The 26,179-nt window shown below is 46.1% G+C and carries 23 protein-coding genes and 1 pseudogene; 23 read left to right on the forward strand and 1 reads right to left on the reverse strand.

Features of this window, described 5'->3' with window-relative positions:
* The first annotated feature begins 70 nt into the window (after positions 1-70).
* From BP95_RS30730 to BP95_RS0117490, 15 genes and pseudogenes are all read left to right on the forward strand, one after another.
* On the forward strand, positions 71-736 hold the full coding sequence (locus BP95_RS30730) for an AraC family transcriptional regulator (protein ID WP_197035304.1): 666 nt from the start codon (positions 71-73) through the stop codon (positions 734-736).
* 130 nt (positions 737-866) lie between these two features.
* The gene (locus BP95_RS0117425; protein ID WP_028532848.1) at positions 867-2,222 is read left to right on the forward strand and encodes an erythromycin esterase family protein; all 1,356 of its coding nucleotides are present in this window, start codon (positions 867-869) and stop codon (positions 2,220-2,222) included.
* 295 nt (positions 2,223-2,517) lie between these two features.
* Positions 2,518-3,357, forward strand: coding sequence for a polysaccharide deacetylase family protein (locus BP95_RS0117430; RefSeq protein WP_028532849.1), 840 nt, complete (start codon positions 2,518-2,520; stop codon positions 3,355-3,357).
* Between the two features lie 81 nt (positions 3,358-3,438).
* Positions 3,439-3,534: pseudogene (locus tag BP95_RS32620) on the forward strand (DNA-binding response regulator); the annotation flags it as partial.
* 339 nt (positions 3,535-3,873) lie between these two features.
* Positions 3,874-4,722: a class A beta-lactamase gene (bla, locus tag BP95_RS0117440; RefSeq protein WP_081676862.1), complete on the forward strand. Its 849-nt coding sequence runs from the start codon at positions 3,874-3,876 to the stop codon at positions 4,720-4,722.
* Positions 4,723-4,984: 262 nt separating this feature from the next.
* Positions 4,985-5,998 (forward strand): thiamine pyrophosphate-dependent dehydrogenase E1 component subunit alpha, encoded by a 1,014-nt coding sequence (locus BP95_RS0117445; protein WP_021253414.1) that lies wholly within the window; start codon positions 4,985-4,987, stop codon positions 5,996-5,998.
* Positions 5,999-6,013: 15 nt separating this feature from the next.
* A complete protein-coding gene (locus tag BP95_RS0117450) occupies positions 6,014-6,997 on the forward strand; it encodes an alpha-ketoacid dehydrogenase subunit beta (protein ID WP_021253413.1) in 984 nt (327 codons plus the stop codon).
* Between the two features lie 17 nt (positions 6,998-7,014).
* Positions 7,015-8,313, forward strand: a complete 1,299-nt coding sequence (locus tag BP95_RS0117455) for a dihydrolipoamide acetyltransferase family protein (protein WP_021253412.1) — start codon at positions 7,015-7,017, stop codon at positions 8,311-8,313.
* 17 nt (positions 8,314-8,330) lie between these two features.
* On the forward strand, positions 8,331-9,470 hold the full coding sequence (locus BP95_RS0117460) for an acyl-CoA dehydrogenase family protein (RefSeq protein ID WP_021253411.1): 1,140 nt from the start codon (positions 8,331-8,333) through the stop codon (positions 9,468-9,470).
* Between the two features lie 14 nt (positions 9,471-9,484).
* The gene (locus BP95_RS0117465; protein WP_028532851.1) at positions 9,485-10,831 is read left to right on the forward strand and encodes an acetyl-CoA carboxylase biotin carboxylase subunit; all 1,347 of its coding nucleotides are present in this window, start codon (positions 9,485-9,487) and stop codon (positions 10,829-10,831) included.
* A gap of 63 nt (positions 10,832-10,894) precedes the next feature.
* Positions 10,895-11,107 carry an acetyl-CoA carboxylase biotin carboxyl carrier protein subunit gene (locus BP95_RS0117470; protein ID WP_021253409.1) on the forward strand — a complete coding sequence of 71 codons (213 nt, stop codon included), beginning with the start codon at positions 10,895-10,897 and terminating at the stop codon, positions 11,105-11,107.
* 23 nt (positions 11,108-11,130) lie between these two features.
* A complete protein-coding gene (locus BP95_RS0117475) occupies positions 11,131-12,033 on the forward strand; it encodes a hydroxymethylglutaryl-CoA lyase (protein WP_028532852.1) in 903 nt (300 codons plus the stop codon).
* Between the two features lie 51 nt (positions 12,034-12,084).
* On the forward strand, positions 12,085-12,867 hold the full coding sequence (locus BP95_RS0117480; protein ID WP_021253407.1) for an enoyl-CoA hydratase: 783 nt from the start codon (positions 12,085-12,087) through the stop codon (positions 12,865-12,867).
* Between the two features lie 31 nt (positions 12,868-12,898).
* Positions 12,899-14,437, forward strand: coding sequence for an acyl-CoA carboxylase subunit beta (locus BP95_RS0117485; RefSeq protein ID WP_028532853.1), 1,539 nt, complete (start codon positions 12,899-12,901; stop codon positions 14,435-14,437).
* Positions 14,438-14,582: 145 nt separating this feature from the next.
* A complete protein-coding gene (locus tag BP95_RS0117490; RefSeq protein WP_028532854.1) occupies positions 14,583-15,479 on the forward strand; it encodes a LysR family transcriptional regulator in 897 nt (298 codons plus the stop codon).
* Positions 15,480-15,600: 121 nt separating this feature from the next.
* Here BP95_RS0117490 and BP95_RS0117495 read toward each other — a convergent pair whose 3' ends face one another.
* Complete coding sequence (locus BP95_RS0117495) at positions 15,601-15,789, reverse strand: YgaP family membrane protein (RefSeq protein ID WP_021253404.1); 189 nt, start codon at positions 15,787-15,789, stop codon at positions 15,601-15,603.
* 438 nt (positions 15,790-16,227) lie between these two features.
* Here BP95_RS0117495 and alv point away from each other — a divergent pair, with 438 nt between their 5' ends.
* The 8 genes from alv to fabD all read left to right on the forward strand — a co-directional run bounded on the left by alv (position 16,228) and on the right by fabD (position 26,166).
* Complete coding sequence (gene alv / locus BP95_RS0117500) at positions 16,228-17,733, forward strand: cholesterol-dependent cytolysin alveolysin (protein WP_021253403.1); 1,506 nt, start codon at positions 16,228-16,230, stop codon at positions 17,731-17,733.
* 266 nt (positions 17,734-17,999) lie between these two features.
* Entirely contained in the window at positions 18,000-19,196 is a 1,197-nt protein-coding gene (locus BP95_RS0117505; RefSeq protein WP_021253402.1) for a macrolide family glycosyltransferase, read from the forward strand.
* Positions 19,197-19,877: 681 nt separating this feature from the next.
* The gene (locus BP95_RS0117515; RefSeq protein ID WP_021253401.1) at positions 19,878-20,195 is read left to right on the forward strand and encodes a PadR family transcriptional regulator; all 318 of its coding nucleotides are present in this window, start codon (positions 19,878-19,880) and stop codon (positions 20,193-20,195) included.
* Entirely contained in the window at positions 20,192-20,737 is a 546-nt protein-coding gene (locus BP95_RS0117520; RefSeq protein WP_021253400.1) for an HAAS signaling domain-containing protein, read from the forward strand. The genes BP95_RS0117515 and BP95_RS0117520 overlap by 4 nt, the downstream gene beginning before the upstream one ends.
* A gap of 1 nt (position 20,738) precedes the next feature.
* Positions 20,739-21,482, forward strand: a complete 744-nt coding sequence (locus BP95_RS0117525; RefSeq protein WP_021253399.1) for a DUF4097 family beta strand repeat-containing protein — start codon at positions 20,739-20,741, stop codon at positions 21,480-21,482.
* A gap of 26 nt (positions 21,483-21,508) precedes the next feature.
* On the forward strand, positions 21,509-22,279 hold the full coding sequence (locus BP95_RS0117530; RefSeq protein ID WP_021253398.1) for an ABC transporter ATP-binding protein: 771 nt from the start codon (positions 21,509-21,511) through the stop codon (positions 22,277-22,279).
* A gap of 6 nt (positions 22,280-22,285) precedes the next feature.
* Positions 22,286-24,664, forward strand: coding sequence for an ABC transporter permease (locus BP95_RS0117535; protein ID WP_021253397.1), 2,379 nt, complete (start codon positions 22,286-22,288; stop codon positions 24,662-24,664).
* 290 nt (positions 24,665-24,954) lie between these two features.
* Positions 24,955-26,166, forward strand: coding sequence for an ACP S-malonyltransferase (gene fabD / locus BP95_RS30735; protein WP_036590782.1), 1,212 nt, complete (start codon positions 24,955-24,957; stop codon positions 26,164-26,166).
* Positions 26,167-26,179 lie beyond the last annotated feature (13 nt).

Raw genomic sequence — 26,179 nt, forward strand, 5'->3', positions numbered from 1 at the left:
AACACGTGAATACGATTGGCACAGCCATCGGCGAGGGCAGTTTTTTTGTGTGGAAAGCGGGCTAATCCATGTGCGAACTGCAACCGGTTCCTGGTTGCTGCCTCCCCGCCGTGCAGGGTGGATTCCGCCGGATGTAGCGCATAAGGTCACAGTTAGTGGAGCCATGAGCGGCTGGAGCTTACTGCTTACACCTGAAATCAGCAGAGACTTATCAAATACTCCGTGTGTCATCAATGTAAGTGAGCTCATGCGTGCGCTTGTGCAGCGAACGGTGTCGTGGAGGGATCAAGAAATCATGGAACCTCATCAAGAAAGAATAATCGCGGTTTTGCTCGATGAGATTAAAATCGCTCCGCTTGAGCCATTACATTTGCCCTTACCGGTTGATCCGCGCCTTTTGCGCATAACGGACGCGATCCTGCAGCAGCCCGAAGATAATCGTACGCTTAACGAATGGGCCGTTTGGGCAGCATTATCTCCACGTACATTGCGCCGCTTAATATTGGCAGAAACCGGGTTGACCTTTGCGCAGTGGCGCCAACAGGCTCGTCTCACGCTTGCATTGGAAATGCTGGCGCAAGGGGATTCTGTAGGGATGGTAGCTGATGCGCTTGGCTATGGAACTCCGAGCAGCTTTATTGCGATGTTCCGCCGCGCATTCGGTGATTCTCCATCGCATTATTTGGCGGTCAGACGCGAATTGAAACATAACCTTCCACATACTCCTAATCACTGAATGGGGTATACGGACGGAAAATAACTAGAATTGTATTCTATCTTTATACTTTCCTTAGAATTCGCTGTTACGATGTCTTTGCAAACAAAAGAGTAACGAGAATGGATTTCTAAGGAGGAGTATTTTCATCATGCAAGCAGTACAACGATTAAAAGGATTGATAGCTCTAGGTATGGCGTTTACGCTCGTTCTATCCCCGTTCAATGCCTCAGCGGCAGCGCAAAAGAATGACGGAGTGAAGGAAAATATATGGGAGATTACATCGACAACGTCATCAAATTATAAAGATTTAGAGTTTCTGAAGCCGATCTTGAAGGATAAGACGGTCGTCAGTCTCGGTGAGAATTTCCACCGTGTTGCAGAATACAGCAGCATGAAGACAAGATTGATTAAGTATTTGCACGAAGAGCTGGGTTATGACGTGATTGCATTTGAATCCGGACTTGGGGATGCCTTCATGACGAACGAGAATGCCCGCAACTTGACCCCGAAAGAGATGATGCAGCATTCGATATTCCCAATCTGGCACTCCAAGGAGACGCTGAATCTATTCGAATACATCAAGAAGCAGCAGGGAACCAACAACCCGCTCCATCTCGCTGGTTATGACATGCAATTCACTTCGGGCTATCTCACACAGTTTATTGCCGGTTGGATTGCCAAGGTGGACAAGGATCAAGGACAGCAGTATTTCAACTTCGAGATGCAAGCCATGACGGATTTGTATAAGGTGTTTAATGAATATGGCATGGAAGACGGCCATCCAGAGGCAAAGACAGCTGTTAAGAAGGTAAAGGAAACGTACGAGCCAAAATACAACGCCTTGATCCAATTCATCCAAGAGCACAAGAAGGAGCTCGCAGCGGCTTATCCAGCCAACCCGCATATGGTGGATATTGCGATCAAGACGCTCGGAGATCGAGTGAAGTTCATCGAGATGGGGATGTATAATACGAAGGAAAGCTATGAATTCCGCGACCGGATTATGGCTGACAACGTCGAATGGCTAATGAAGGTGATGTATCCCGGCAAAAAAGTGATTTTATGGGCACATAACGATCATTTGGCGAAGAATACATCTAAAATTCAGACCAAAGAGCAAGGAAAATGGATCGGCAGCTTCACCAGCATGGGTGAACTGCTCCATAAGAAGCTGAAGGATAAAGCTTATGTAGTCGGGCTCTATATGAACAGCGGCAGGGCAAGCACCATTACGACGCAGAAGCTCTTCGATATAAAGCCAATGCCGAAGGGAAGTCTGGAAGAGTTGATGATGCGTAGCGGGTATAAAATTGCATTTGCCGATTTGTCCAAGCAAAAATCTCCGAAGCAGAGTAACTCATGGATGTTCAAACCGATCTATGCAGCGGAAGATGGCATGACCTCCGAGATTATCGCACCAATGTCAATGCGATTCGTTCCGAGAGAACAGTTCGACGGGATCATCGTCTTCGATAAAGTGAAGGAACCGACAACGAAATACTAATCTTATTCCATTGGAGAATTAATCGTTCCCCCTGTCAGTAACACCGCGCGTGCTGCTGCAGGGGGATTTTTGTTCGGGCTTCGTTCTCAAGCCTCGTTAATCGAAGAGGAAGTAACCAATTAGTTGACTGACCTCACTACACGATATTTATTTGTACAGCCTATTCTTTAAATATTATCGACATGATCTGCATCTTATCTTTATCTTTCTACATTAATCTATCACTTGTAAAAAGAAGAAATAGACATGAATGTATTCATCTCAACAAGTGAATGACAGAGAAAGGATCGATAACATGAGATCATCACGACACGGCAGAAGTAATAAGCGCTCAATCATGAAAGCAGGTTTTTTAGTAGGGATCGTCCTAGTAGTATCTTTTCTTATATTTTTTAATATTGGAAAACTATCCTCTACTGCAGCTGAAAGGGTCAGAGATGTCAGCCAAAGCGCTGTTCAACAGCAAGATAAGAGACCTTTCACACTGCCAGCACAGCAAAAACAGTCAGACGGTAAACCGAAGGGAAAGGTAGTCTACCTCACTTTTGACGATGGGCCGAGCTCATTAACGGGGCAATTTCTAGATGTATTGCAAGAGCACAATGTAAAAGCAACCTTTTTCATGCAAGGAAGCAATCTAAAAAATACGGGGTATCAAGATAACGTCAAAAGAGCCGTAGAAGAAGGTCACTATGTTGGAGCCCATAGTATGACGCATGATGCTATCAAATTATATGACAATAAACAATTTGTCCCCGAAATGCTAGAAACATTACATTTGATCCGCAATATTACCGGTACAAATCCGAAATTGACACGTCCTCCATATGGTTCAGCTCCCGGCTTGAAAGAAGAACAAATTCGTGATCAAATCGCAGATGCAGGTATTAAAATATGGGATTGGACGATTGACTCGTATGATTGGAAGTTAAAAGATAACCCAAATAAGATTGTTGAAAATGTAAAAGAACAAACGACTGAAGATTTGGAAGTTGTCCTTATGCACGAGAAGCCGCAAACCTTGCAGGTATTACCGGAAATCATTGAATTTTATAAAGAAAAAGGATATGAGTTTGCAGTGTACCGGGATGAAGAGCATTTTCGTCTTAACTTCCAAAAGGATAACCGTTTATAACACCCACATGTTGGTGATGATATTATGTACGCAGCCCCCCCATAAAAAGGGGGGATTTTTCATGTAATTGGGGGATCAACCATGAGTAAATCAATATTAATTGTAGAAGACGAGCATATTTTACGAGAAATTATGAAAGATTACTTTCTTAGCAAAGGATATTACGTTTTAGAAGCTGGAAACGTTCCTTATTGACACTGTCATCTAGCAATCATGCGAAAAGCTGTATGCTGATAGTTCAAACAAGCAATTGAGTCTGAAGGTATCGCAAGCCCCGATTGAAATCGTGGCCAAATGAGCCTCTACCAATCTCAACTGCACAGCTAGATTTGTAATTCTAGGTAACGCTTGTTAAGCTGGTAATAACTACACATTTTATAATCAACACGATACACGATCAATGTAGTGAAACGTATTGAACAAACTAGGGAAGGAAGGATCTTTTTGAAACATACCAGGATACGAAAAATAGCGCTGTTCGTCGGAATACTAACTTTGTCTCTTGCAAATAGCAACATGTTTACTGGAGTATCCTTACAGGCAGAAGCAAAAGACAAAAATGAGCAACAACTCAAGCCTGTAAATCAAGTTCATCAACAATTCGTTCAACTTGAGAAAAAGTATGATGCTCGACTAGGTGTTTATGCGATCGATACGGGCACAAACCAATCAATCACTTATCGTTCGAATGAACGGTTTGCCCATGCGTCTACCTTCAAAGCTCTGGCTGCAGGAGTTCTGCTGCAGCAAAACTCAATAAAGCAGCTTGATAAAGTAATTACGTATACAAAAGATGACCTTGTTGAATATTCACCGGTCACGGAAAAGCATGTAGATACAGGGATGAAGCTTGGAGAACTTGCAGAGGCTGCTGTTCGTTTCAGTGATAATACGGCAGGCAACCTTATTCTTAAAGAACTAGATGGACCGAAAGGATTCGAAAAAGCGCTCAGACAAATTGGCGATCAAGTTACTCACGCGGATCGTTTTGAAACAGAATTAAACGAGGCTGCTCCTGGGGACATTCGTGATACAAGCACACCTCAAGCGCTCGCTGACGATCTGAAGGCCCTCACAGTCGGAAATGCGCTCCCGCCCGATAAACGCAAACTCCTAACGGATTGGATGCGTGGAAATGCTACTGGAGACAAGCTCATTCGTGCTGGCGTACCAAAGGATTGGGAAGTTGCCGATAAATCAGGAGCAGGAGGCTACGGAACGCGAAACGATATCGCCATCATATGGCCACCAAATCGAGCACCTATTATCATTGCAGTTCTATCCAGCCGCGATAAGAAAGATGCTGCCTATCATAATGAACTGATTGCAGAGGCTGCTAAGGTTACAATGAAAGCTCTCCAGTGACCCCTTTGCTGTTCCATCTCCTATAAAATGCTATCCATATGGTGGCCCTCATCATATCAGATCAAAAACGCACAGCGCCGACAAAGGCGCTGTGTTTTTATTTTCACATGGTTCTTGTCGAACATATTTCTGAAGCATTTCAAATGGCTATATTTTTTTTGCATCGTTACTATGCAGTATATGTATTTCACGATTGGAACGATGGTTAATAAAATAAAGGAAACCGCAGTATGCAGCGGCACAATTGTCGGAGGGATACGATATGAATAACACCGAATTTGGTCAAGTCCAGAACCGGCACCAAGCACTGGGGTTATCAGATCAGCAGGTTCTTGACATGTATCAGCATATGGTTCTGGCGCGAAAAGTAGATGAACGGATGTGGCTGCTCAATCGTGCGGGAAAGATCCCTTTTCTCGTTTCCTGCCAAGGCCATGAAGCAGCTCAGGTAGGGGCGGCATATGCGCTTGATCGAACGAGAGATTTTCTGTGTCCCTATTATCGGGACATGGGTATGGTCGTTGCTTTCGGGCTGACAGCACAGGAATTAATGCTTTCCGCTTTCGCCAAGGCAGAAGATCCAACGAGCGGAGGCCGCCAAATGCCAGGTCATTACGGGAGCAAAAGCCGGAATATTCTTTCGGGCTCTAGTGTCGTGTCGAGCCAAATTCCGCACGCAGTTGGAATCGCTTTATCTGGAAAAATGCAAGGAAAAAGGCTAGTTGCATTAACGGCCTTCGGGGACGGCGGCAGCAACCAAGGGGAGTTTCACGAAGCGGCTAACTATGCTGGGGTGCACAAGCTGCCTGTCATTTTCATGTGTGAGAACAACAAGTACGCCATATCGGTTCCGTTCTCCAAGCAGGCGGCTTGCGAAAGCATCGCGGATCGGGCAAAGGGATATGGGTTTCCCGGCATCAGTGTGGATGGAAATGATCTATTAGAAGTATACAAAGTCACAAAAGAGGCGGCCGATCGGGCAAGAAGAGGTGAAGGGCCAACGCTTATCGAGACGGTGCTCTATCGTTTAGTCCCGCATTCAAGCGACGATGATGATCGAACCTACCGTTCCCGTGAAGAAGTGGAAGAAGCCAAGAAGCGGGATCCGCTCATAACCTTCAGCAATTATCTGAAAGCATCGGGGCTATTAGATGAACATAAAGACATGGAGATTCATGACCGAATACGCATGGAGGTCGATGAGGCCACGGAATATGCGGAGAATGCCCCGGATTCAGCCCCGGAAGATGCCCTTAAGCACGTTTATGCAGAATAGGGGGAGTGAGGAGAAATGGCCGTAATTTCTTATCTTGAAGCAGTGTCCCAAGCTCTTCGAGAGGAAATGCAGCGAGATAGCAGGGTATTTGTATTAGGAGAAGACGTCGGAGTGCGTGGGGGCGTATTTCGGGTTACACAGGGATTCCAGGAAGAATTCGGGGAACAACGGGTTATCGACACACCGCTATCGGAAGCAGCCATTGCAGGTGTATCGATTGGTGCAGCCGCTCATGGAATGAGGCCTGTTGCAGAAATTCAGTTCGCCGAGTATATCATGCCTGCCGTCAACCAAATTGTGAATGAAGCAGCCAAAATGAGATACCGCTCCAACGGAGATTGGAACTGTCCCTTGGTCATCCGTGCCCCTTATGGCGGAGGAGTTCGCGGAGCCCTCTATCATTCGCAAAGCGTAGAAGCGATGTTTTGCTGTATTCCTGGTCTAAAAGTGGTCACGCCTTCCACACCGTATGATGCCAAAGGCCTGCTAAAGGCGGCCATCCGCGATGAAGACCCTGTTCTTTTCTTCGAACATAAGCGATGCTATCGATCGATCAAGGGAGAAGTGCCAGACTCGGATTATACGGTTCCGATCGGGAAGGCGGATATTAAGCGGCAAGGGGAAGACATCACGGTTATTTCTTACGGACTTTCTTTGCATTTTGCGATAAAAGCGGCAGAGCAGCTTTCTAAAGATGGATACAGCGCTCACATTCTGGATTTACGTACCCTCTATCCTCTGGACAAGGAAGCTATTGTAGAGGCTGCTCGCAAAACCGGCAAAGTGCTCATTGTTCATGAAGACAACAAAGAGGGCGGCGTTGGAGCTGAAGTAGCTGCTGTCATCGCAGAAGAATGCCTTTATGAATTGGACGCGCCAATCAAACGTCTCTGCAGTCCGGATGTCCCTGCTATGCCTTACAGCTTGCCAATGGAAAAGTTCTTCATGCTCAACCCGGATAAAGTATATCAGGCCATGAAAGAATTGGCCGAATTGTGAGCCGACGGGAGGAGAATATGGCTAAGAAAATCGTCATGCCCCAGTTAGGCGAAAGCGTAACGGAAGGAACCATCTCCAAGTGGCTCGTCAACGTCGGGGATAAAGTCAATAAATACGATCCTGTATGCGAAGTGCTGACAGATAAAGTGAATGCGGAGGTTCCTTCTTCATTTAGCGGCACGATAACCGAAATTGTCGTTCAAGAAGACGAAACGGTAGCAGTAGGAACGCTGCTCTGCTGTATTGAGGAGGAAAAACAAGCGGTCACGCCGATTGAATCCAAGCCAGCTGCCGCCGATGCCGCCGCCCCATACGAGGAGACCGATGATTCAACTATACAATCAGCCAAGCAGCAGCGCTATTCGCCGGCCGTACTCAAACTGGCGCAAGACTACAACCTGGATCTTTCCTGTATAGAGGGTTCGGGCACTGCGGGACGCATCACCCGAAGAGACATCTTGCAACTCGTCCAAGGAAAGAAACAGTCTGAAGACTCCCCAGCTCAGCAAATCGAATCTCCATCTCAGTCATTATCACAAGCGGCTGCATCAGTTCCCGATATTGCGTTACCGTCCGAAACATTTGATGCCTTATCTGCTGGCCATTCTACCATTCATCAAGCCGACGAGAAGATCCCAGTTACCGGCATCCGCAAAACCATAGCCAAGCGAATGGTACAAAGCAAGCAGGAAATTCCGCACGCATGGCTTATGGTGGAATGTGATGTCACGAATTTGGTTAGTTATCGCAGCCAGATCAAAGAGGAATTTAAGAAAAAAGAAGGACTCCAGCTTACTTATTTGCCATTCTTTATTAAGTCAGTAGCAGAGACGCTAAAAGAATTCCCTATTTTAAATTCGCAGTGGACAGACAATCACATCATCGCCAAAAAAGCGGTTCATATCTCGATTGCCGTTGCTACCGAGAATGCCTTATTCGTTCCTGTCATTAAGGACGCCGACCAAAAAAGCATTTTCGGTCTAGCCAAAGCGATAGACGAAATGGTCACGAAAACGAGAGAAGGCAAATTAACGCAGGCGGATCTAACTGGCGGAACGTTTACCGTGAATAACACAGGCTCCTTCGGCTCCGTACTTTCAGCCCCGATCATCAATCCACCGCAGGTAGCCATTCTAAGTATGGAAGCCATCGTCAAACGCCCGATCGTCATTAATAACATGATTGCCGTTCGCGATATGATGAACATTTGTCTTTCCTTGGATCACCGGGTTTTGGACGGTCTTGTGTGCGGCCGCTTCTTGAAGAGAGTCAAGCAAAAGATTGAAAGCTACGGCACGGACATCGGACTATATTAAAAGGGAGCGATGAATTCATGCATTTTGATTTAACCGAGGAACAAGCGTTGATCAAAAAAATGATGCGCGATTTTTCGGAGGGCGAGGTTGCCCCAGGCGCGGATGAACGGGATCGTACGAAGCAATTTCCGAAGGATGTTTTCGAAAAATTAACGAAGCTGGGCGTCATGGGCCTGCCTTTTCCCGAACAATATGGCGGCGGCGGAGCGGATACCATTAGCTTCGCTATCACTGTAGAAGAATTAAGCCGGGTCTGTGCTTCCACGGGCATTACCTATTCCGCCCATATTTCTTTAGGCGGGGCACCCATCCATTTATTCGGAACACATGAGCAAAAGGAAAAATACTTAACCCCTTTATGTACAGGAGAATACATGGGCGCGTTCGGGCTGACGGAACCAAATGCAGGATCGGATGCAGGCGGAACCCAGACAAAAGCGAATCTGCATGGAGATAAGTGGATCATTTCCGGCTCCAAATGCTTTATTACCAATGCAAGCTATGCCAAAAACTTGTCCCTCACAGCCGTTACGGATCGCACTAAAGGGACGAATGGAATCAGTGCATTTATCGTGTCTACAGATGCGCCAGGATTTACGGTCATTGACAATTATGAAAAAATGGGGCTGCATTCATCAAATACAACGGAATTAATTTTACAAGATGTAACCGTTCCCAAAGAAAATCTTCTCGGGAAAGAAGGGCATGGATACAAGCAATTTTTAGCTACGCTTGACGGAGGCCGAATCGGTATCGGTGCGATGGCGGTCGGAATTGCCCAAGGGGCTTACGAAAAATCGCTTCAATATGCCAAAGAAAGAAAACAATTCGGCCAAAGCTTATCCTCCTTTCAAGCGATCCAATTCAAGCTGGCTGACATGGCCATGCATATTGAACTCGCACGCACAATGGTTTATAAAGCGGCATGGCTTAAAGATAAGGGCAGGAAGTTCAAGAAGGAGGCGGCGATGGCCAAATTATTTGCCTCGGAAATATGCATGAAAGCATGCGATCAAGCCGTACAAATCCATGGCGGTTATGGATATATGAAGGAATACCAGGTTGAACGATTCTTTCGGGATGCCAAGCTGCTTGAGATCGGGGAAGGAACTTCGGAAGTGCAACGAATGGTCATTGCACGCCAGATCGGTTGTTAAAGGGGATTGGTTCTATGTTCAAAAAGATTCTAATCGCCAACCGAGGCGAAATTGCTGCTCGAGTGATCCGCACTTGCAAAGCGCTGGGCATTGCCACCGTCAGCATCTACTCGAAAGTGGATAAGGAAGCTCCGCATGTCAAAATGGCAGATGAGGCCTATGAGGTAGGAAATCCAAAAGTTACAGATAGCTATTTAAAAATCGACAAGATTTTAGAAATCGCCCAGCTTTCACAAGCGGATGCGATTCACCCCGGATACGGGTTACTTTCGGAAAATGCGGAATTTGCACGCCGTTGCGAGGAAGCGGGTATTGTATTCATCGGCCCATCATCAGATGTCATCGCCCGCATGGGCAGTAAAATTGAAGCCCGAAACAGCATGGAACAGGCAGGCGTGCCTGTTATTCCCGGCATTTCCTGTGCATTAGCGGATGCGGAAGAAGCAGCACAGGCAGCCGGCCGAATCGGCTATCCGGTTATGCTGAAAGCCTCAGCCGGTGGTGGCGGCATCGGCATGCAAATCGTGAATAACGAAGCGGAGATGAAGCAAGCATTTGAAGGGAACCAGAAGCGTGCCTCTAATTTCTTCGGAGATGGGGCCATGTATCTAGAGAAGGTTGTAGAAAATCCTCGGCATATCGAAATTCAGATTTTAGCGGACGCCCAGGGAAATACCGTCTACTTGTGGGAGCGGGAATGTTCGATACAACGGCGTCATCAAAAAGTCGTGGAAGAAGCTCCTTCAACCTTTTTAGATGAACTCACACGAGAAAAAATGGGAGAAGCGGCGGTTAGAGCCGCTAAATCCATCGGATACCGGAATGCCGGAACCATCGAATTTTTAGTCGACGAGCATAAAAATTTCTACTTTCTTGAAATGAATACTCGTCTGCAGGTGGAGCATACGATCACAGAAGAGATTACCGGCTTGGACCTGGTTGCGGAGCAGCTGCGAATTGCGGCAGGACATTCCTTGAACTTCGGTCAATCTGATGTGAAACGCGAAGGCCATGCGATAGAAGTACGGATTTATGCAGAAGATCCGAAGACGTTCTTCCCATCTCCTGGAATCATTACGAAGTTCGCTATCCCTGAAGGAGACGGAATTCGCCATGAGCTGGCTGTACATGATGGTTCTGTCGTCACGCCCTTCTATGATCCGATGATTGCAAAGCTCATCGTCGCAGGGAAGGATCGCAATGAAGCGATTGAGCGGCTTCAACAGGCGCTGGCCGATTATCAGGTTGAAGGCATCAAGACCAACATTCCAATGCTGCAAGAAGTCATCGCGCATCCAGCATTCCGTTCAGGCGAGACAACAACAGGCTTTGTTGCGAAATATGTGCTGGAGCAGACATAACTGTATCGGATAAGGCCTCGGCGAGTTACCGTAAGGCTATTCGTAAAAAAGGAGGTTATTCAGATGAGCAAAATCGTGGCGGTTATGGCGGGGAATGTATACAAGATTCTTGTCAACCCTGGGGATCAAGTCGAGGCAGGGCAAAATGTAGTCGTGTTGGAATCGATGAAAATGGAGATCTCGATTACGTCTGGCACCGGAGGAACGGTAAACAAGGTCAACGTGAGCGAAGGCGACTTTGTTGATGAAGGAGATTTGTTGATCGAGCTTGATTAAACAGATGCTGGGGGTTGGGGGAGATGAACTGGCCGGCGAAAGTAACGATCAAAGAGGTTGGTCCAAGGGACGGACTGCAAAATGAGAAGGTTTTCGTTGCAACAGAAGATAAAATCGCTTGGATCAACCAACTGTCCCGTACCGGAATCACATCCTTAGAAATCACTTCATTTGTGAATCCGAAGTGGATTCCAGCACTGGCAGATGCCGCTGAAGTTGCCAAAGGGATTGAGCGGATGCCTGGCATTACGTATTCGGCACTCGTTCCGAATCGGCAGGGCCTAGAGCGAGCACTTGAGACCGATGTAGATGAGGTGGCAGTCTTTATGTCTGCCAGTGAGACCCACAATCAAAGAAATATCAACAAGTCAATAAACGCTACGTTTCCCATTCTGCATGAAGTCGTGCAAGCAGCCCATTCCGCTGGAAAATCAGTCCGCGGTTACGTGTCAACGGTTTTTGGCTGCCCCTATGAAGGGCCTATCTCTATCGACGAGGTCATCCGTGTATCGGAAACGTTGTTCGAAATGGGGATTGGCGAATTATCTCTAGGGGATACGATTGGCATTGCAAATCCGAAACAGGTAGAAGATGTATTGGAAATGATGCTCAAGCGTTTTGATGCCGAGAAACTGACTTTGCATTTCCACGATACGCGTGGAACGGCGCTGGCTAATATTCTAGCGTCCATGAACATGGGGATCACAACATTCGATGCCTCTGTCGGAGGGTTGGGCGGATGCCCGTATGCACCTGGAGCCTCCGGCAATGTCGCTTCAGAGGACTTGTTGTTCATGCTGGATTCAATGGGCATTCAGACGGGGATCAATCAGGAAAAGCTTCTCTCCGCGGCGCGTTATATTCAGGAGAAGGTCGGAAGAACCTTGCCGAGCCGGAATCTTCAGGTCAGCAGCTCGAACGTATGAGCAGGTACATGATGTAGGAGAATGATTCGGTACTAGGAAGGAGGGGCGATCATGGAAAAAGCCGTACTGGTCTCCAATATGGGAAATGGAATTGTGCTCATCACGTTGAACCGGCCGGAAGCTGCCAATGCGTTATCCATCAAGATGCTCGAACAATTGCGTGATGCGGCAAATGCATGTAAATTGGATCGGGCTGTTCGCTGTATTATCATCACAGGCGCTGGAGAGAAAGCCTTTTGCGCAGGTGCTGATTTAAAAGAACGCGCAGGGATGGACATGAGCCAAGTACGTAGAACGGTATCTTTCATTCGCGAGACCATCAATGATGTGGAAGCCTTGCCCCAGCCGGTCATTGCCGCGGTAAACGGAGCCGCTATTGGCGGGGGAATGGAATTGATCTTGGCCTGTGACATTCGGATTGCTTCCACAACAGCCGCATTCGCCCTTGCAGAGACTTCACTTGGAATTATTCCCGGCGCAGGAGGAACACAGCGGCTGCCGAGGCTGATCGGGAAGGGACGGGCGAAGGAGCTCATTTTCACGGCAAGAAAAATCGACGCTGAAGAAGCAAGGAACATCGGACTGGCAGAGGCTGTGGCACCGCCTGAATTCCTGATAGATAAGGCCTTGGAAATAGCAGGCCGTATTGTTCGAAATGCTCCTATCGCTGTGACTCAGTCCAAATTCGCCATCGATAAGGGATTGGAAGTGGAGCTGAACACTGGACTTGCGATTGAGCAGCATGCATATGAAGTCACAATTCCGACAAAGGATCGCTTAGAAGGACTGCAGGCGTTCAAAGATAAACGTCCTCCCATATTTAAGGGCGAGTAACAAGCATATCGCAGATAAGGAGGAATAGGGGATGTCCATCGAATTCAATCCGGAGGAGCTGCAGAAACGTGTTTCACGAATCCTCGAAGGAGGGGATCCGTCTTATCATCAAAAGAATGCGGTAAAAGGGAAGTTATTTGTTCGCGACCGACTAAACCTACTGTTTGATCCGGGTTTCGAGCTGGAGGATGCGCTGTTCGCCAACTGCGCCGCAGAAGATCTTCCAGCGGATGGCGTCGTTACGGCGATAGGGAAAATGAACGGAAGAATCGTATGCGTAATGGCCAATGATTCTACGGTAAAAGCCGGATCGTGGGGATCGCGTACGGTAGAGAAGATCATTCGAATCCAAGAGACAGCTGAGAAAATGAGAGTGCCGTTAATTTACCTCGTGGATTCCGCAGGTGCCCGCATTACAGATCAGGTCGAGATGTTTCCTGGCAGGCGCGGGGCTGGCCGTATTTTTTACAATCAGGTCAAGTTGTCAGGCAAAATTCCTCAAATCTGCCTGCTGTTCGGCCCTTCGGCTGCGGGCGGAGCCTACATTCCGGCATTTTGTGATATCGTGATTATGGTAGATGGAAATGCATCCATGTATCTCGGTTCCCCGCGGATGGCGGAGATGGTAATCGGAGAAAAGGTTACGCTAGAAGAGATGGGCGGTGCGCACATGCACTGTTCGATTTCAGGGTGTGGGGATGTGCTGGCGAAGAATGAAGAAGAAGCCATTTTGATGGCGCGGCAATATCTCTCATACTTTCCCTCCCATTTTTCCGAACAACCGCCGGTTGCGAAACCAGTGGCACCGCCATCCTTTGAGAAATCATTAGAAGAGCTCATCCCGACCAATCAGAATGCCCCGTTCAATATGGTTGATCTGATTGACCGTATTATCGACGAGGGATCATTTTTTGAGATGAAGAAGCTGTTTGCCGGTGAGCTTATTACAGGACTGGCACGAATGAATGGCAAACCGGTCGGGATCATTGCCAATCAGCCACGGGTGAAGGGTGGCGTGCTGTTCCTCGATTCAGCGGATAAGGCAGCCAGATTTATTACGCTTTGCGACGCATTTCATATCCCGCTTCTATTCCTTGCCGACGTCCCTGGTTTTATGATCGGCACAAAGGTGGAGCGGGCAGGAATTATCCGCCATGGGGCGAAAATGATTTCAGCGATGTCCGAAGCAACCGTGCCTAAAATTTCAGTAATCGTTCGCAAAGCGTACGGAGCGGGTCTTTACGCGATGGCTGGTCCAGCTTTTGAACCGGATTGTTGCCTCGCACTGCCTACAGCTCAAATCGCGGTGATGGGGCCAGAGGCTGCAGTCAATGCCGTCTATGCCAATAAAATTGCTCAATTGCCTGAAAGCGAGAGGGCTGCTTTTATCGAACAAAAGCGTGAAGAATATAAGCAGGACATTGATATTTACCGACTGGCCTCCGAAATGATTATTGACGGAATTATTCCCGCCAATTCGCTGCGTACCGAGTTAGTGAACCGTTTTGCGGCTTATTCATCAAAGGCTGTCGTCTTCTCAGAGCGCAAGCACCCGGTATATCCGGTTTAATCCATTGGCATATTTGAACAGCACTAAGCGTTTAACGGCGCGAAGTGCTGTTTTTGGCATGTTAGGCATATCATGATCTTGAGCCAAGGGATGAATGGTTTGGATACCACTTTGCCTGTAGGGGAAGGAGGAAGATCCGGATCACATGGATATTAAACAACTTCATTATTTTGCAGAAGTAGCCAAGCATAAAAATTTTACAAAAGCTTCTCAGGTTTTGTATGTTTCTCAGCCGTCCATCAGCAAGATGATCAAGAGTCTCGAGGATGAATTGGGCGTTATGTTGCTTGACCGTTCCGACAGGGAAGTTGTACTCACCGATACAGGAAGGCTGGTTAACGAGAAAGCTTTAAAAATTTTGCAGATGCTAGAGGATTTATCTTCTTCCGTAAATGAGCTGGTTCACGTGCAAAGAGGAAAAGTGACAATGGGGATCATGCCTACAATTAGCGCATTGCTTTTCCCAAAAATCATTTCCGGATTCAAGAAGAACTATCCCAAGATTGAGATTCAAATGGTAGAATACAGCGCGAAACAAGTAAAGATGCAGATGGAGCAAGGAAATATCGATTTTGGGGTCACGGTGCTGCCGGTGAACACGCAGCTGTATCGAACGGTTTCCTTGTTAACGGAAGAACTGGTTGTCATCGTGAGTAATCATCACTGGCTGGCTGGAAGGAAATCCGTCAGCTTGAACGAATTGCAGAATGAGCCCTTCATTCTGTTCACCAAGGAATTTGCCCTTCATGATGTAGTTGAGCAAGCATGCTTGCAGGCTGGGTTCGAACCCAAGGTGGCTCATTTGACCTCTCTATGGGATTTCTGCTGCGAGATGGTAGCTTCGCAACTAGGAATATCATTGATTCCCCGATCGATGGCGAACCGATTGCATCATCTTGCCATTCATGCCGTTACCGTGTCCCAACCGGAAATCGCTTGGGAGCTGGCTCTCATTTATCCTCGGGATAAATATCTTTCTTATGCATCCCGCGCGTTTATCTCCTATATCAAGGCCAATCCGCCGAATCAACCGGGATTATGACAGTGGCTGAAGAAATTGGATGAAGCATGAGTCCAAAACCTATTAAGGTTTTAGACTCTTTATTGGAGACTTCACCCAATCATCATTGGATTACGGTAAATAGTAAAGCGAAGGGAAGCATTTATTTCACTTTTTTGCAATTTTGTATGCCGAGAACTGCATTCGCCGGGCAATAGCGGGTTGTGCCTGTAATGATAGGAGCCAATCCAATTAATCCCCACCATTTTCTGTAATAAAGTCCCGTAAAGATGATTGCAGCTCCAACTGATATTCGAATCGCTTGTTCCGTTTTTCCAACATTACAGTTCACGTACTTTACACCTCCATAAGCTACTGTCAATTTGCTCATACACCATTTAGAGTTGCCGCATAATTATGGTTTGAAATAGGGCACATTCTCATGCGTGGAATTGATTGGTTCGAGGCTGCCTTTTTATGTAACAGGTTATCGACACTCTCCTAATGTAATGCTTAGGGGAGTGTTTTATTTCACTCTTTCATCAAAAGGATATTATTAGTAATTTAGGATTTCATATACGATAATAGAATAAACAAGAAAATTCCTATAATTTGAAAATATTACTCTAAATAATCGAACTAGACTTAAAAATATTTTATTCATGTCATAAAAGTTATGAAGTTTCGTATTATTTCTTAATAAAAATATAAAAATTTCATACCAAATTACCGATAAAAAAATTAATGTAGTACATTAGTACTACAATTTTACATAAAGAGGGGTAATTGTATGAAGAAAAAATCAAACTATGTGAAAGGAAGGAAAGTACTCGTAAGTCTGTTGGTGAGTTTGCAAGTGTTCACTTTTGCGAGTATTTCCTCCGCTGCACCCAACGAATCCAATGATATTGATCTTGGAATCGCAGGCTTGAACTATAATCGCAATGAGGTTTTGGCAGTACAAGGGGATCAAATCAGTAGTTTTGTTCCCAAAGAAGGCATTCAGTCCAACGGTAAATTCATCGTGGTTGAACGGGACAAAAAATCACTTACAACGTCACCCGTAGATATTTCAATCATTGATTCGATCACGAATCGTACTTATCCAGGTGCAATACAGCTTGCAAATAAGGATTTTGCAGATAATCAGCCTAGTCTGGTTATGGCTGCAAGAAAGCCAATGGATATTAGCATTGATCTGCCTGGGTTGAAGAACGAGAACACAATTTCCGTTCAAAATCCAAATTACGGCAGCGTATCTAGTGCCATTGATCAGCTCGTATCGACTTGGGGCGAGAAGTATTCCAGCACGCATACACTCCCAGCTAGATTACAGTATGCTGAATCCATGGTTTACAGCCAAAATCAAATTTCCAGTGCACTGAATGTGAACGCTAAAGTGCTTAACGGGACGCTGGGAATCGACTTTAACGCGGTCGCAAACGGCGAGAAAAAAGTGATGGTTGCTGCTTATAAGCAAATCTTCTATACCGTAAGTGCAGGACTGCCCAACAATCCATCGGATCTGTTTGATGACAGTGTGTCGTTTGCCGAGCTAGTCCGTAAAGGGGTTAGCAACGAGACTCCGCCGTTGATGGTATCAAACGTAGCTTATGGCCGTACCATTTACGTCAAATTGGAGACGACCTCCAAGAGCAATGATGTACAAACGGCATTTAAATTATTGCTCAATAATCCTAGCATTCAGGCAAGCGGACAGTACAAAGATATTTATGAAAACAGTTCATTTACTGCCGTTGTACTAGGTGGCGACGCGCAAACACATAACCAAGTTGTCACGAAAGACTTCAATGTTATCCAAAGCGTAATCAAGGACAATGCAGAATTCAGCAGCAAGAATCCAGCTTACCCGATTTCATATACAAGCGTCTTCTTGAAAGACAATTCCATCGCTGCCGTTCACAATAATACCGAGTATATCGAGACGAAAACGACGGAATATACGAAGGGTAAAATTAAGCTTGACCATAGTGGTGCATATGTAGCTCAGTTTGAAGTATATTGGGACGAGTTTTCATATGATGAAAATGGACAAGAAATCGTGACTCGTAAAAGTTGGGATGGAAATTGGCGCGATAGAACTGCTCATTTCTCAACAGAAATCCCACTTCCGCCTAATGCCAAGAACATCAGAATTTTTGCAAGAGAATGCACAGGTCTTGCTTGGGAATGGTGGAGAACAGTTGTTGATGAATATAACGTTCCGTTAGCTAGCGATATTAATGTTTCGATTTGGGGAACAACGTTATATCCGAAATCATCCATTACTCACTAATTAATATGAATACATGGACATCTCCTCATTCATTTGGGGAGATGTTTTTTTTGCTTTAGCATCTTTTCTTTATCCCCATTTATGATAGGATTTGCACTAATTACATTTGGAGTGAGAAGATTTACGGGGGTTATACAAAAATTATTTGTACTATTTGTATACTATGATAAACTTGATCCCGAATACAATTTCAAGTTGATCCAAGCGAGGGCATGTGGATCCTTGCGAACAATGTAAGCGAACCGTATTGTTTAGGAGTGATGATAATGGCACGTGTTTTATTTATAAATGGGGGATCAGAGGGACATATCAATCCCACGATTGGAGTCGTACAGGAGCTTATCTCACGGGGAGAAGAGGTCGTGTACTTCTGCATAGAAGCATTCCGGGAGCGATTGGAGAAGACAGGCGCTATCGTACGAACATTTGATGATGAGAAATTCATCAAAGCCTTTATTTCAGGTGGACGAAATTATGTACTTGAACGAATCAACGGCTTGCTGCTTACGGCAGATGTCGTCATACCAAGCGTACTTGAACAAATCAAGGGAGAGCAATTCGATTACATCATTCATGATTCTATGTTCGGTTGTGGACGAATACTAGCTCACATGTTGAAACTGCCTGCAATCAATTCCTGTACTTCTTTTGTGCAATCAGAGGCATCCTTCGTAAGCTTGATGGAACAGTTCCATGCAAGTGTACCTGCAGAGATCGCGAAGCCTATCCATGATACATTTGTAAGCCTGACGGATAAAGTAAAGGAAACCTATCATGTGAAGATCCATTCTCCTTATGAAGTATTTTGTAATCCAGCACCACTTACCATCGTGTATACGACTAGGGAGTTCCAACCTGAAGGAGAAACATTTGATCATTCCTTTCAATTTGTTGGGCCATCCATCTCTTCACGGGTCAGCCAAACAGACTTCGACCTTACGGCAATCGAAGGAAGAAGCCTCATTTACATTTCACTCGGTACTGTCTTTAACCAAGCGATTGATTTCTATAAGCTCTGTATGGATGCTTTGGGAGACATGGAACATACGATTGTCATGTCGATCGGTGATAAAGTCCAAATTTCAGATTTAGGTAGGATCCCTGCAAACTTCATCGTAAAAAACGTTGTGCCACAAACCGATCTATTGCCACACACGAAATTATTTATTACACATGGTGGCATGAATAGTGCTCATGAAGGTCTCTATTACGGAGTTCCGCTCATTGTTATCCCGCAAAGTGCCGATCAGCCAGTCATTGCCGAGCAAATCTCCAGAGTTGGAGCGGGTGTTACATTACGTATGGATGACTTGACTGCAGAGCAAATCCGCGAAGCCGCAGACCATGTGTTAAGCCACGCATCTTACAAGACAGCCGCTGTAAACATGCAACAATCCTTCCGCGAATCGGGTGGGTTTGTACTAGCTGTTGATGAGATATTAGAATATAGAAGCCTTAATTAGTCTCCAGAATGCTCATAATTGATTCCCTGTATATAACGAATTAATCATCCCCCAAGATTTACAGCCATATTGGCATTCGAGTCTTGGGGGATGTCCGGAATCACATTGCTCATATTACAAAAACCTGTTTTTTTATCCATATAGATTAGAAAGTACAGGTTTTTTGTAAATTATCCAATTGGTCGATCATTTAAAAAAGGGACTGGGTAAAGTTCCGAAAGTTTGTCATTCCAGCACAAGCGACGGCTAGTGCTCGCGCATCACCATGTCAGCAATAGGGTAATCCGGTTGCATGCTTAATACTTGATTATTTCGACGCAAGCGGTTATAGCGCAGCGAGAAGTAATCCAGGTAATCATCCCCCATCGTTTGATCTATTCTCTTTAATCCGAACAAATGACGCTCAACCCCAGCTCCGAGCTGGCAGGCTTTGATCCGCTCAGAATTCGCCGCTGCCGTGCGTTAAAAGCTGTCGACCAGTTGCTGCCGGCGTGATTGCCAATGCTTATCGCGTCCTGATGCCTTCTTATATATTGCCTTAACTTTAGCCCAATATGAGTCAACCGCAATGCTCTGGTAATAATGAAGTTCACTTGCTATTCTGAACATAATTTGGTATGATTTGCAAAAAAACAGTACCTTACAATAATCAGTACCAAGCAAAGCGCAGGTGACATGGCGATGAACGTACAATTCAAAAAAGGGGTGTTGGAGCTTTGCGTATTGGCCCTGACAGCCAAGAAAGATTGTTACGGGTACGAGTTGGTTGAGGCCATATCGAATAAGATCGAGATTGCCGAAGGTACAATATATCCACTTTTGCGAAGGCTTACAGTTGACGGCGTATTTTCCACTTACTTAAAGGAATCAACTGAAGGGCCACCTCGTAAATATTACAAACTGACGGAACGAGGGAGAGAAATGCTGGCCGATTTGACAGACGAATGGATGCGATTTACAGATGGTGTCTACGCTGTAATCGAGGAGGGGAGGAAATGAACAAACAATCGTATTTGGCAGAGATGGCCAAGCTGCTGAGGCCATTGTCCAAGGTCGAGAGAGATGAAGTGCTACTTGATTATTCTGAACATTTTGACTACGCGATCGATGCAGGTCGTCCCATGAGTGAAATTATAAGCAAGTTGGGCGCGCCGTCGTCGATTGCAAATGAAATTTTAGCACAATACGAAATCCGCAAAGCCAGTGATACTCAATCATTCCGCAACCTGCTTCGAGCCGTTCGAGTCACGATCCGAGTAAGCATATTGAATCTAGTGTTTGTTCTCGTGCCGTTTATAGTAACTTTAGTCCTACTGGGTGGATACTACTTCCTGACTGCCGCTCTATTAAGCTCACCGATCCTCTTTCTTATTCAGCACAACTTTTCCGCATCATTTTTCCAAGACATCTTCTATATTTTGGGCTTATTCGGATTGGGGTTACTCTGTGGAATCGGCGTCGTACGGGTGACTCGCTGGTATTATAAAACGGTTCTACGTTACCTCAACTACAATCTTTCCATCATTAGGGGGAGAACTTGATATGTCAGTCAAAAAGATAGGTGTCGTGCTCATCACAATTGCCATATTCGGAATGGGAGTATGGTTTCTGATTGGAAATTCACCGTACAACATTGTTGAGATTAACAGCAGCCGAACGTTAAACGCCGAAGGCATTCGTACGATCGATGTAAAGTCGGCTCTCTCAGATGTAAAGATCATTCCAACCAACGGAAATACGATCGAAGTACAGATACATGGCAAGACGACATATAAATGGAAAGATGACTATGAAATTGTCGCAAGTACCGACAACGGACAACTAACAATCGAACTGAAGGAAAAAACGCCGCTGAGATTTTTCGATATCTACAATAAGCTGCATCTATCTCTCTTGGTTCCAAGTCAATCCTTCAGTTTGATCAAGGTTACTACTGATACCGAGAGCATTCAAGTTCAGGACATTAACGTAGAGCGGTTCCAATTAGCCAGCGATACCGGGAACATCAATGTGAAGGAAGCTGCCGGGGCATTCGACATTTACTCCGACTCCGGTCATGTCAACCTAGATCTAACCGAGATCAAGCATCCGATTACCGCGAAGACGAATGCCGGTAATATTACGGTAAAGGTGAAGGAACGCCCAAGCGCTCTGCAAACGAGCCTGCAGTCTGATTCAGGCAAAATCATCATAGATATCCCGGATGCAGCGAATGGGACAATCGGTATGGATGGACCTATGGTCAGTCTCTTATCGGATTCTGGGGATGTAATGCTGACCCAATAATTTTGAATAAGAAGGATGCGATCAAGATGCCTGTATTAACAGAGAAAAAGACAATTCTGAAAGTGACTGGCCTGAACAAAACATACATATCCGGCTCAGAACAATTCCATGCCATCAAAAATATCGATATGGACTTGTACAAAGGCGACTTCACTGTCATCATGGGAAGCTCCGGTTCAGGCAAGTCAACGCTTCTCTACATGTTGAGTGGCCTGGACTCCGTTACAAGAGGAGAGATTTATTTCAATGGACGTCGAATTGACCGTTTCACCGAACAGGAAATGGCTGACTTCCGTGCCCGCAAAATCGGTTACGTCTATCAGTCGATAAATTTGGTTCCTGATCTCACCTTACTTGAGAATGTCGCATTCCCTGGTTATATAGCAGGTATCAGTAAAAGCGAAGTCAACAAGAAAGCAGCCACTCTTCTAAAGCGGGTCGGGCTCAGTGAGCATCAAAACCGCTTACCTTCTCAAGTGTCAGGCGGACAGCAGCAGAGAGCGGCAATCTCCAGGGCGCTGATCAACTCTCCAGAGATTATTTTTGCAGATGAACCGACCGGAGCGCTCAGCCATGAGCAGGGCATGGGAATTCTTGATATTTTCACGCAGATGAACGAGCAGGGCCAATCGATCGTTATGGTTACGCACGATATCAAGGCTGCCTGCAGAGCAAATCGTCTCATCGTGGTGAGAGATGGTATGATCGGCGGCATATTGGAGTTGGGCAGTTATCGGTCATCCGACATGAAATTGAGGGAAAGTACCATCTTCAATTTCGTATCTGAGAAGGAGTGAACCCACGTGTATCCAATTTGGCTGTTATGTTTATCCAATCTCAAACGGAGGAAAATACAGAACGGCTTTATCGCGCTAATCATGCTACTCGCATCCTTGCTGTTCTCAACTGCTGTCATTGTCATTACGAACACGAATAACAGCTACATGGATTTTCATACCAAGGTACAAGGCTCGCATCAAATTCTGAAATTGGAGCAGGACTTGCATAATCCGAATCAAGTGGAAAGTTGGTGGGGCAGTCAGCAAGGTGTTCAGTCCTCTGGGCTTCTGCGATACCGGAGCATGACAGGATATACATTCAACGGAAAGGATTATCCCAACACGGATCTAATGATGATGGATACGCCTGCGCAGCCTGTGACGGTGGATCGACTTGTGTTCGCGGAGGGGACACAGCAGGCAGAGCCAGAGGAAGGCACAGTGTGGCTGCCTACATCAATCGCCTACCCGAAAGGAATTGGGGTCGGTGACACAATTGAGTTCAAGAAAGATACGAGAACGATGTCAATGAAAGTAGCTGCCGTCGTCATCGATGTAGCGTACAGTTCACCCTTCACTTCAACAGGAAGAGTGTGGATGAACCATGCTGATTTCCAAAGTAACCTCTTGAGCATGCAGGGCAAAGACATGTTTATGCTTGCCTTGCGCTTTGATCATTACGAAGAGAACGCTACGTATTGGCGATCATTCGAACGCGAATTGGGAACACCGTATTTGGAGAGCGTAACGAAGTTTGAAAGCTTATCCTCGTTCTACACGGTGACGAACAAAATGCTGGGCTTCGTGATCATTTTCCTGGCGCTTATGATGATTCTAGTCGCCTTATATACGGTAGGCTTTACGATTTCAGACGCGGTGCTTTCTAGTTACAAAACGATAGGAATCTTAAAATCGCAAGGCTTCACCTCGTACCGAACAACAGGGATTTACGTCTTACAATATACTGTTCTGTCCGTCATTTCCATCATTCCAGGCATCGCCTTAAGCTACCCCTTCTCCAAGTTCATTATTGCCCAGTCGCTAGCCTACTTAAGATCGGGAGACGCCAGCTTTAGCATTCAATATTTCGGTGCGGCGGCAGCAGTAGGTGCGTCCATTCTCGTAGTTGTCATAGTTATCTCATGGTTGTTCTCATATCGTACCCGGTTCATACAGCCAGTCCAGGCTATCCGCTACGGTATGTCCGAAAGAAGTGCTGCGAAGCAGCAGTCCAATTGGCTGATCAGCTTCTCCAGGCTTCCAATCGTGTGGGTGCTGGGGCTAAGAGGGGTGTTAAAAAACCGAGCAGGCTCCATCCTCATGACGTTAATGGCGGTCGCTACAAGTGCGGTGCTCATTTTCTGCTCCATCTTTATATACAGCATCGTCTCGATTAACAAGACGATTTCGTCTTGGGGTTATGACTCCTCGGATATTTCGATGCGAATCGATGAGCCGAAGGAACTGTCTAATGAGCAGTTGAACCAGACACTGTTTAGGGACAGCCGTATTGTTAACCACAGTCGATTTGGCGATACGAACGGCGTTATCCCTTTCGAGGACGATACGGGCACCAACCAGCTCAATGTCGTGCTGACTTTAGTCGATGGAAATTATGATGAGATCGGAGTGTCGAATCTAAGAGGCGGCAATCCGCATGCGGATGATGAAATTTCGATCGGCATCAACGTTGCGAAGCAATTGAAAAAAGATGTAGGGGACAAAATCGATGTCTACGTACTTGGCGATAAGAAGTCAATGACGATCACGGGTGTCTATCAGGCGATTGCAAATCTTGCGTATTCTGCCCGCATGAAAGCTGCTGCCATTCCGAACAGTCAGCGACATGTCATCAACATGGATTCCTACTTCGTTAACCTTCAAGACAATATCAATCCGGATACCTTCGTCACTGAATTGAATAATTCGTACGGAAGCGCGCTCTGGTCGGCTACGCATGAATCGCTGGTCAATGAGGTTTTCTCTGCTGCGGTAGCCGGATTGGTTCTGCCGATGTCCGTCATCGGATTACTGTTCCTGCTCGCTACGTTCGTTATTATTTTCAGTATTTGCCGGATTAACATCCGCAAAGAGCAAAAAAACTATGGTATTTACAAATCAATCGGCATGACCTCCCGCAAAATAAGAGTATCGATCTCCAGCGGCGTCTTTAATCTATCGATGATCGGGGCCATTATCGGTATCCCTGTGGGTCTATTCCTACTACCGCGCCTCTTGAATGTCATTCTTGCCAACTATGGCATTGTCGAAATGCCATTGTCGATTCAAGCGGAGCAAGTTGTATTAGGAGCTATTCTGAGCGTAGCTGCCGCCACATTGGGATCTTGGCTTGCATCGAAGACGGTGAAGAGCATGTCCCCACGCATACTGACCGTAGATTAATAGGCGGTCAATATCCATGACCTCTGGCCTTGGTGCCAGAGGTTTTTTGTCGCGTTCATCAGATAGGAGACAGCTGTTTATGGATTCAAAAGAGATTCCCCCCGAAACATGACAAAAACCATCATTAAGTGATTTTGATTCGTTAGTTCAGCAAAAATGTCTACGAAACCTGAATATATTATGTCATTCGACATAGTTTGAATTGACTATATATTGTATTTTGATGTAATATACTTCCTATGCAAGCAGTTATTTCATCCCATAAATAGTTCTAGAAAGAAGGCTGAGTAGTGAACCTAGCAGTTGTGTTTCCGGGACAAGGGTGCCAATATACTGGCATGGGGAGCAGGTTTTATCAGCAATTTTCATTCGCGCGGCAGCTATTTGAAGAGGCAGGTGATTCCTTAGGCTTTGATTTGAAAAGTTTGTGCTTCGAAGGCGAACGTACGGAATTAGCGATGACAAGCAATGCCCAGCCTGCCATATTGACGGTTAGCGTCATCGCCTTCCGGGTGTGGCAGGAGGAGTTTGGTATCGAACCGGCATATATGGCAGGACATAGCTTGGGGGAATACACCGCCTTGGTATGCAGTGGGGCGATCGCATTCTCCGACGCGGTAAAGCTGGTGCGTCACAGAGGGAATTTCATGCAGCGGGCCGTTCCGCTAGGAGAAGGTAAGATGGCCGCCGTTAAAGGGGTCACGCTCGAAGTCTTAGAGTCTTTATGTGCCGATCTGACGCAGGGAAGCCGATCCATTCACGTCGCTTGTCTTAATTCGACGAACCAGAATGTGATCTCCGGTCATACGGAAGTGGTGGAGGTTGCTATCAAGCGGTTAAACGCAATGCATGCAAGGGCAATACCGCTGAATGTCAGTGCTCCTTTTCACTGCCCGTTGATGCATGGAGCTGCTTCAGAGATGGATTCGGAGCTAAAGAAGTACTCGTTTGGCCCAATGAACAGCCGCGTCATATCGAATGTGACCGCATTGCCATATGAGGGAATCGACAATACGGTCAAGGAAATGCTGCTCAAGCAGATGACCATGCCCGTCCGGTGGGCCGATACGATGCGCTATTTGAAGAAGCAAAAAGTTACCGATGTCATCGAGATAGGCCCGAAGCGGCTGCTTGGCGAATTCATAAGTGACACCATACCTGATGTCGCTGCCCATTCATTCTCCGGACCGGACTCATTGTCCGAATTTGGGACGCTATTGTCGTCCACTCGGGACAAGCAACAGAGGGTTGTTGAACAATGCCTAACCGCAGCTGTTACAGCACGTAACCGCAACTGGAGCCTCGATGATTACGAGATGCGTGTGAACGCATCCTGCAGGGCACTCGAGACTTTACATAAGCAGACGAAGGATCATACTTATGCTATGAACATGACTGTGACTAACGAGGCATTGACTCTTCTGCAAGCCGTCTTGGAAGCCAAGCAAGCTACCCAGGCGGAAATACAGCGTTTTCTAGGTAAAATCAAGCAACTATTTTGACGATAGGGGATAA

Source organism: Paenibacillus sp. UNC217MF (genome assembly GCF_000686865.1).
In the GTDB taxonomy this organism is placed as follows: Bacteria; Bacillota; Bacilli; order Paenibacillales; family Paenibacillaceae; genus Paenibacillus_B; species Paenibacillus_B suaedae.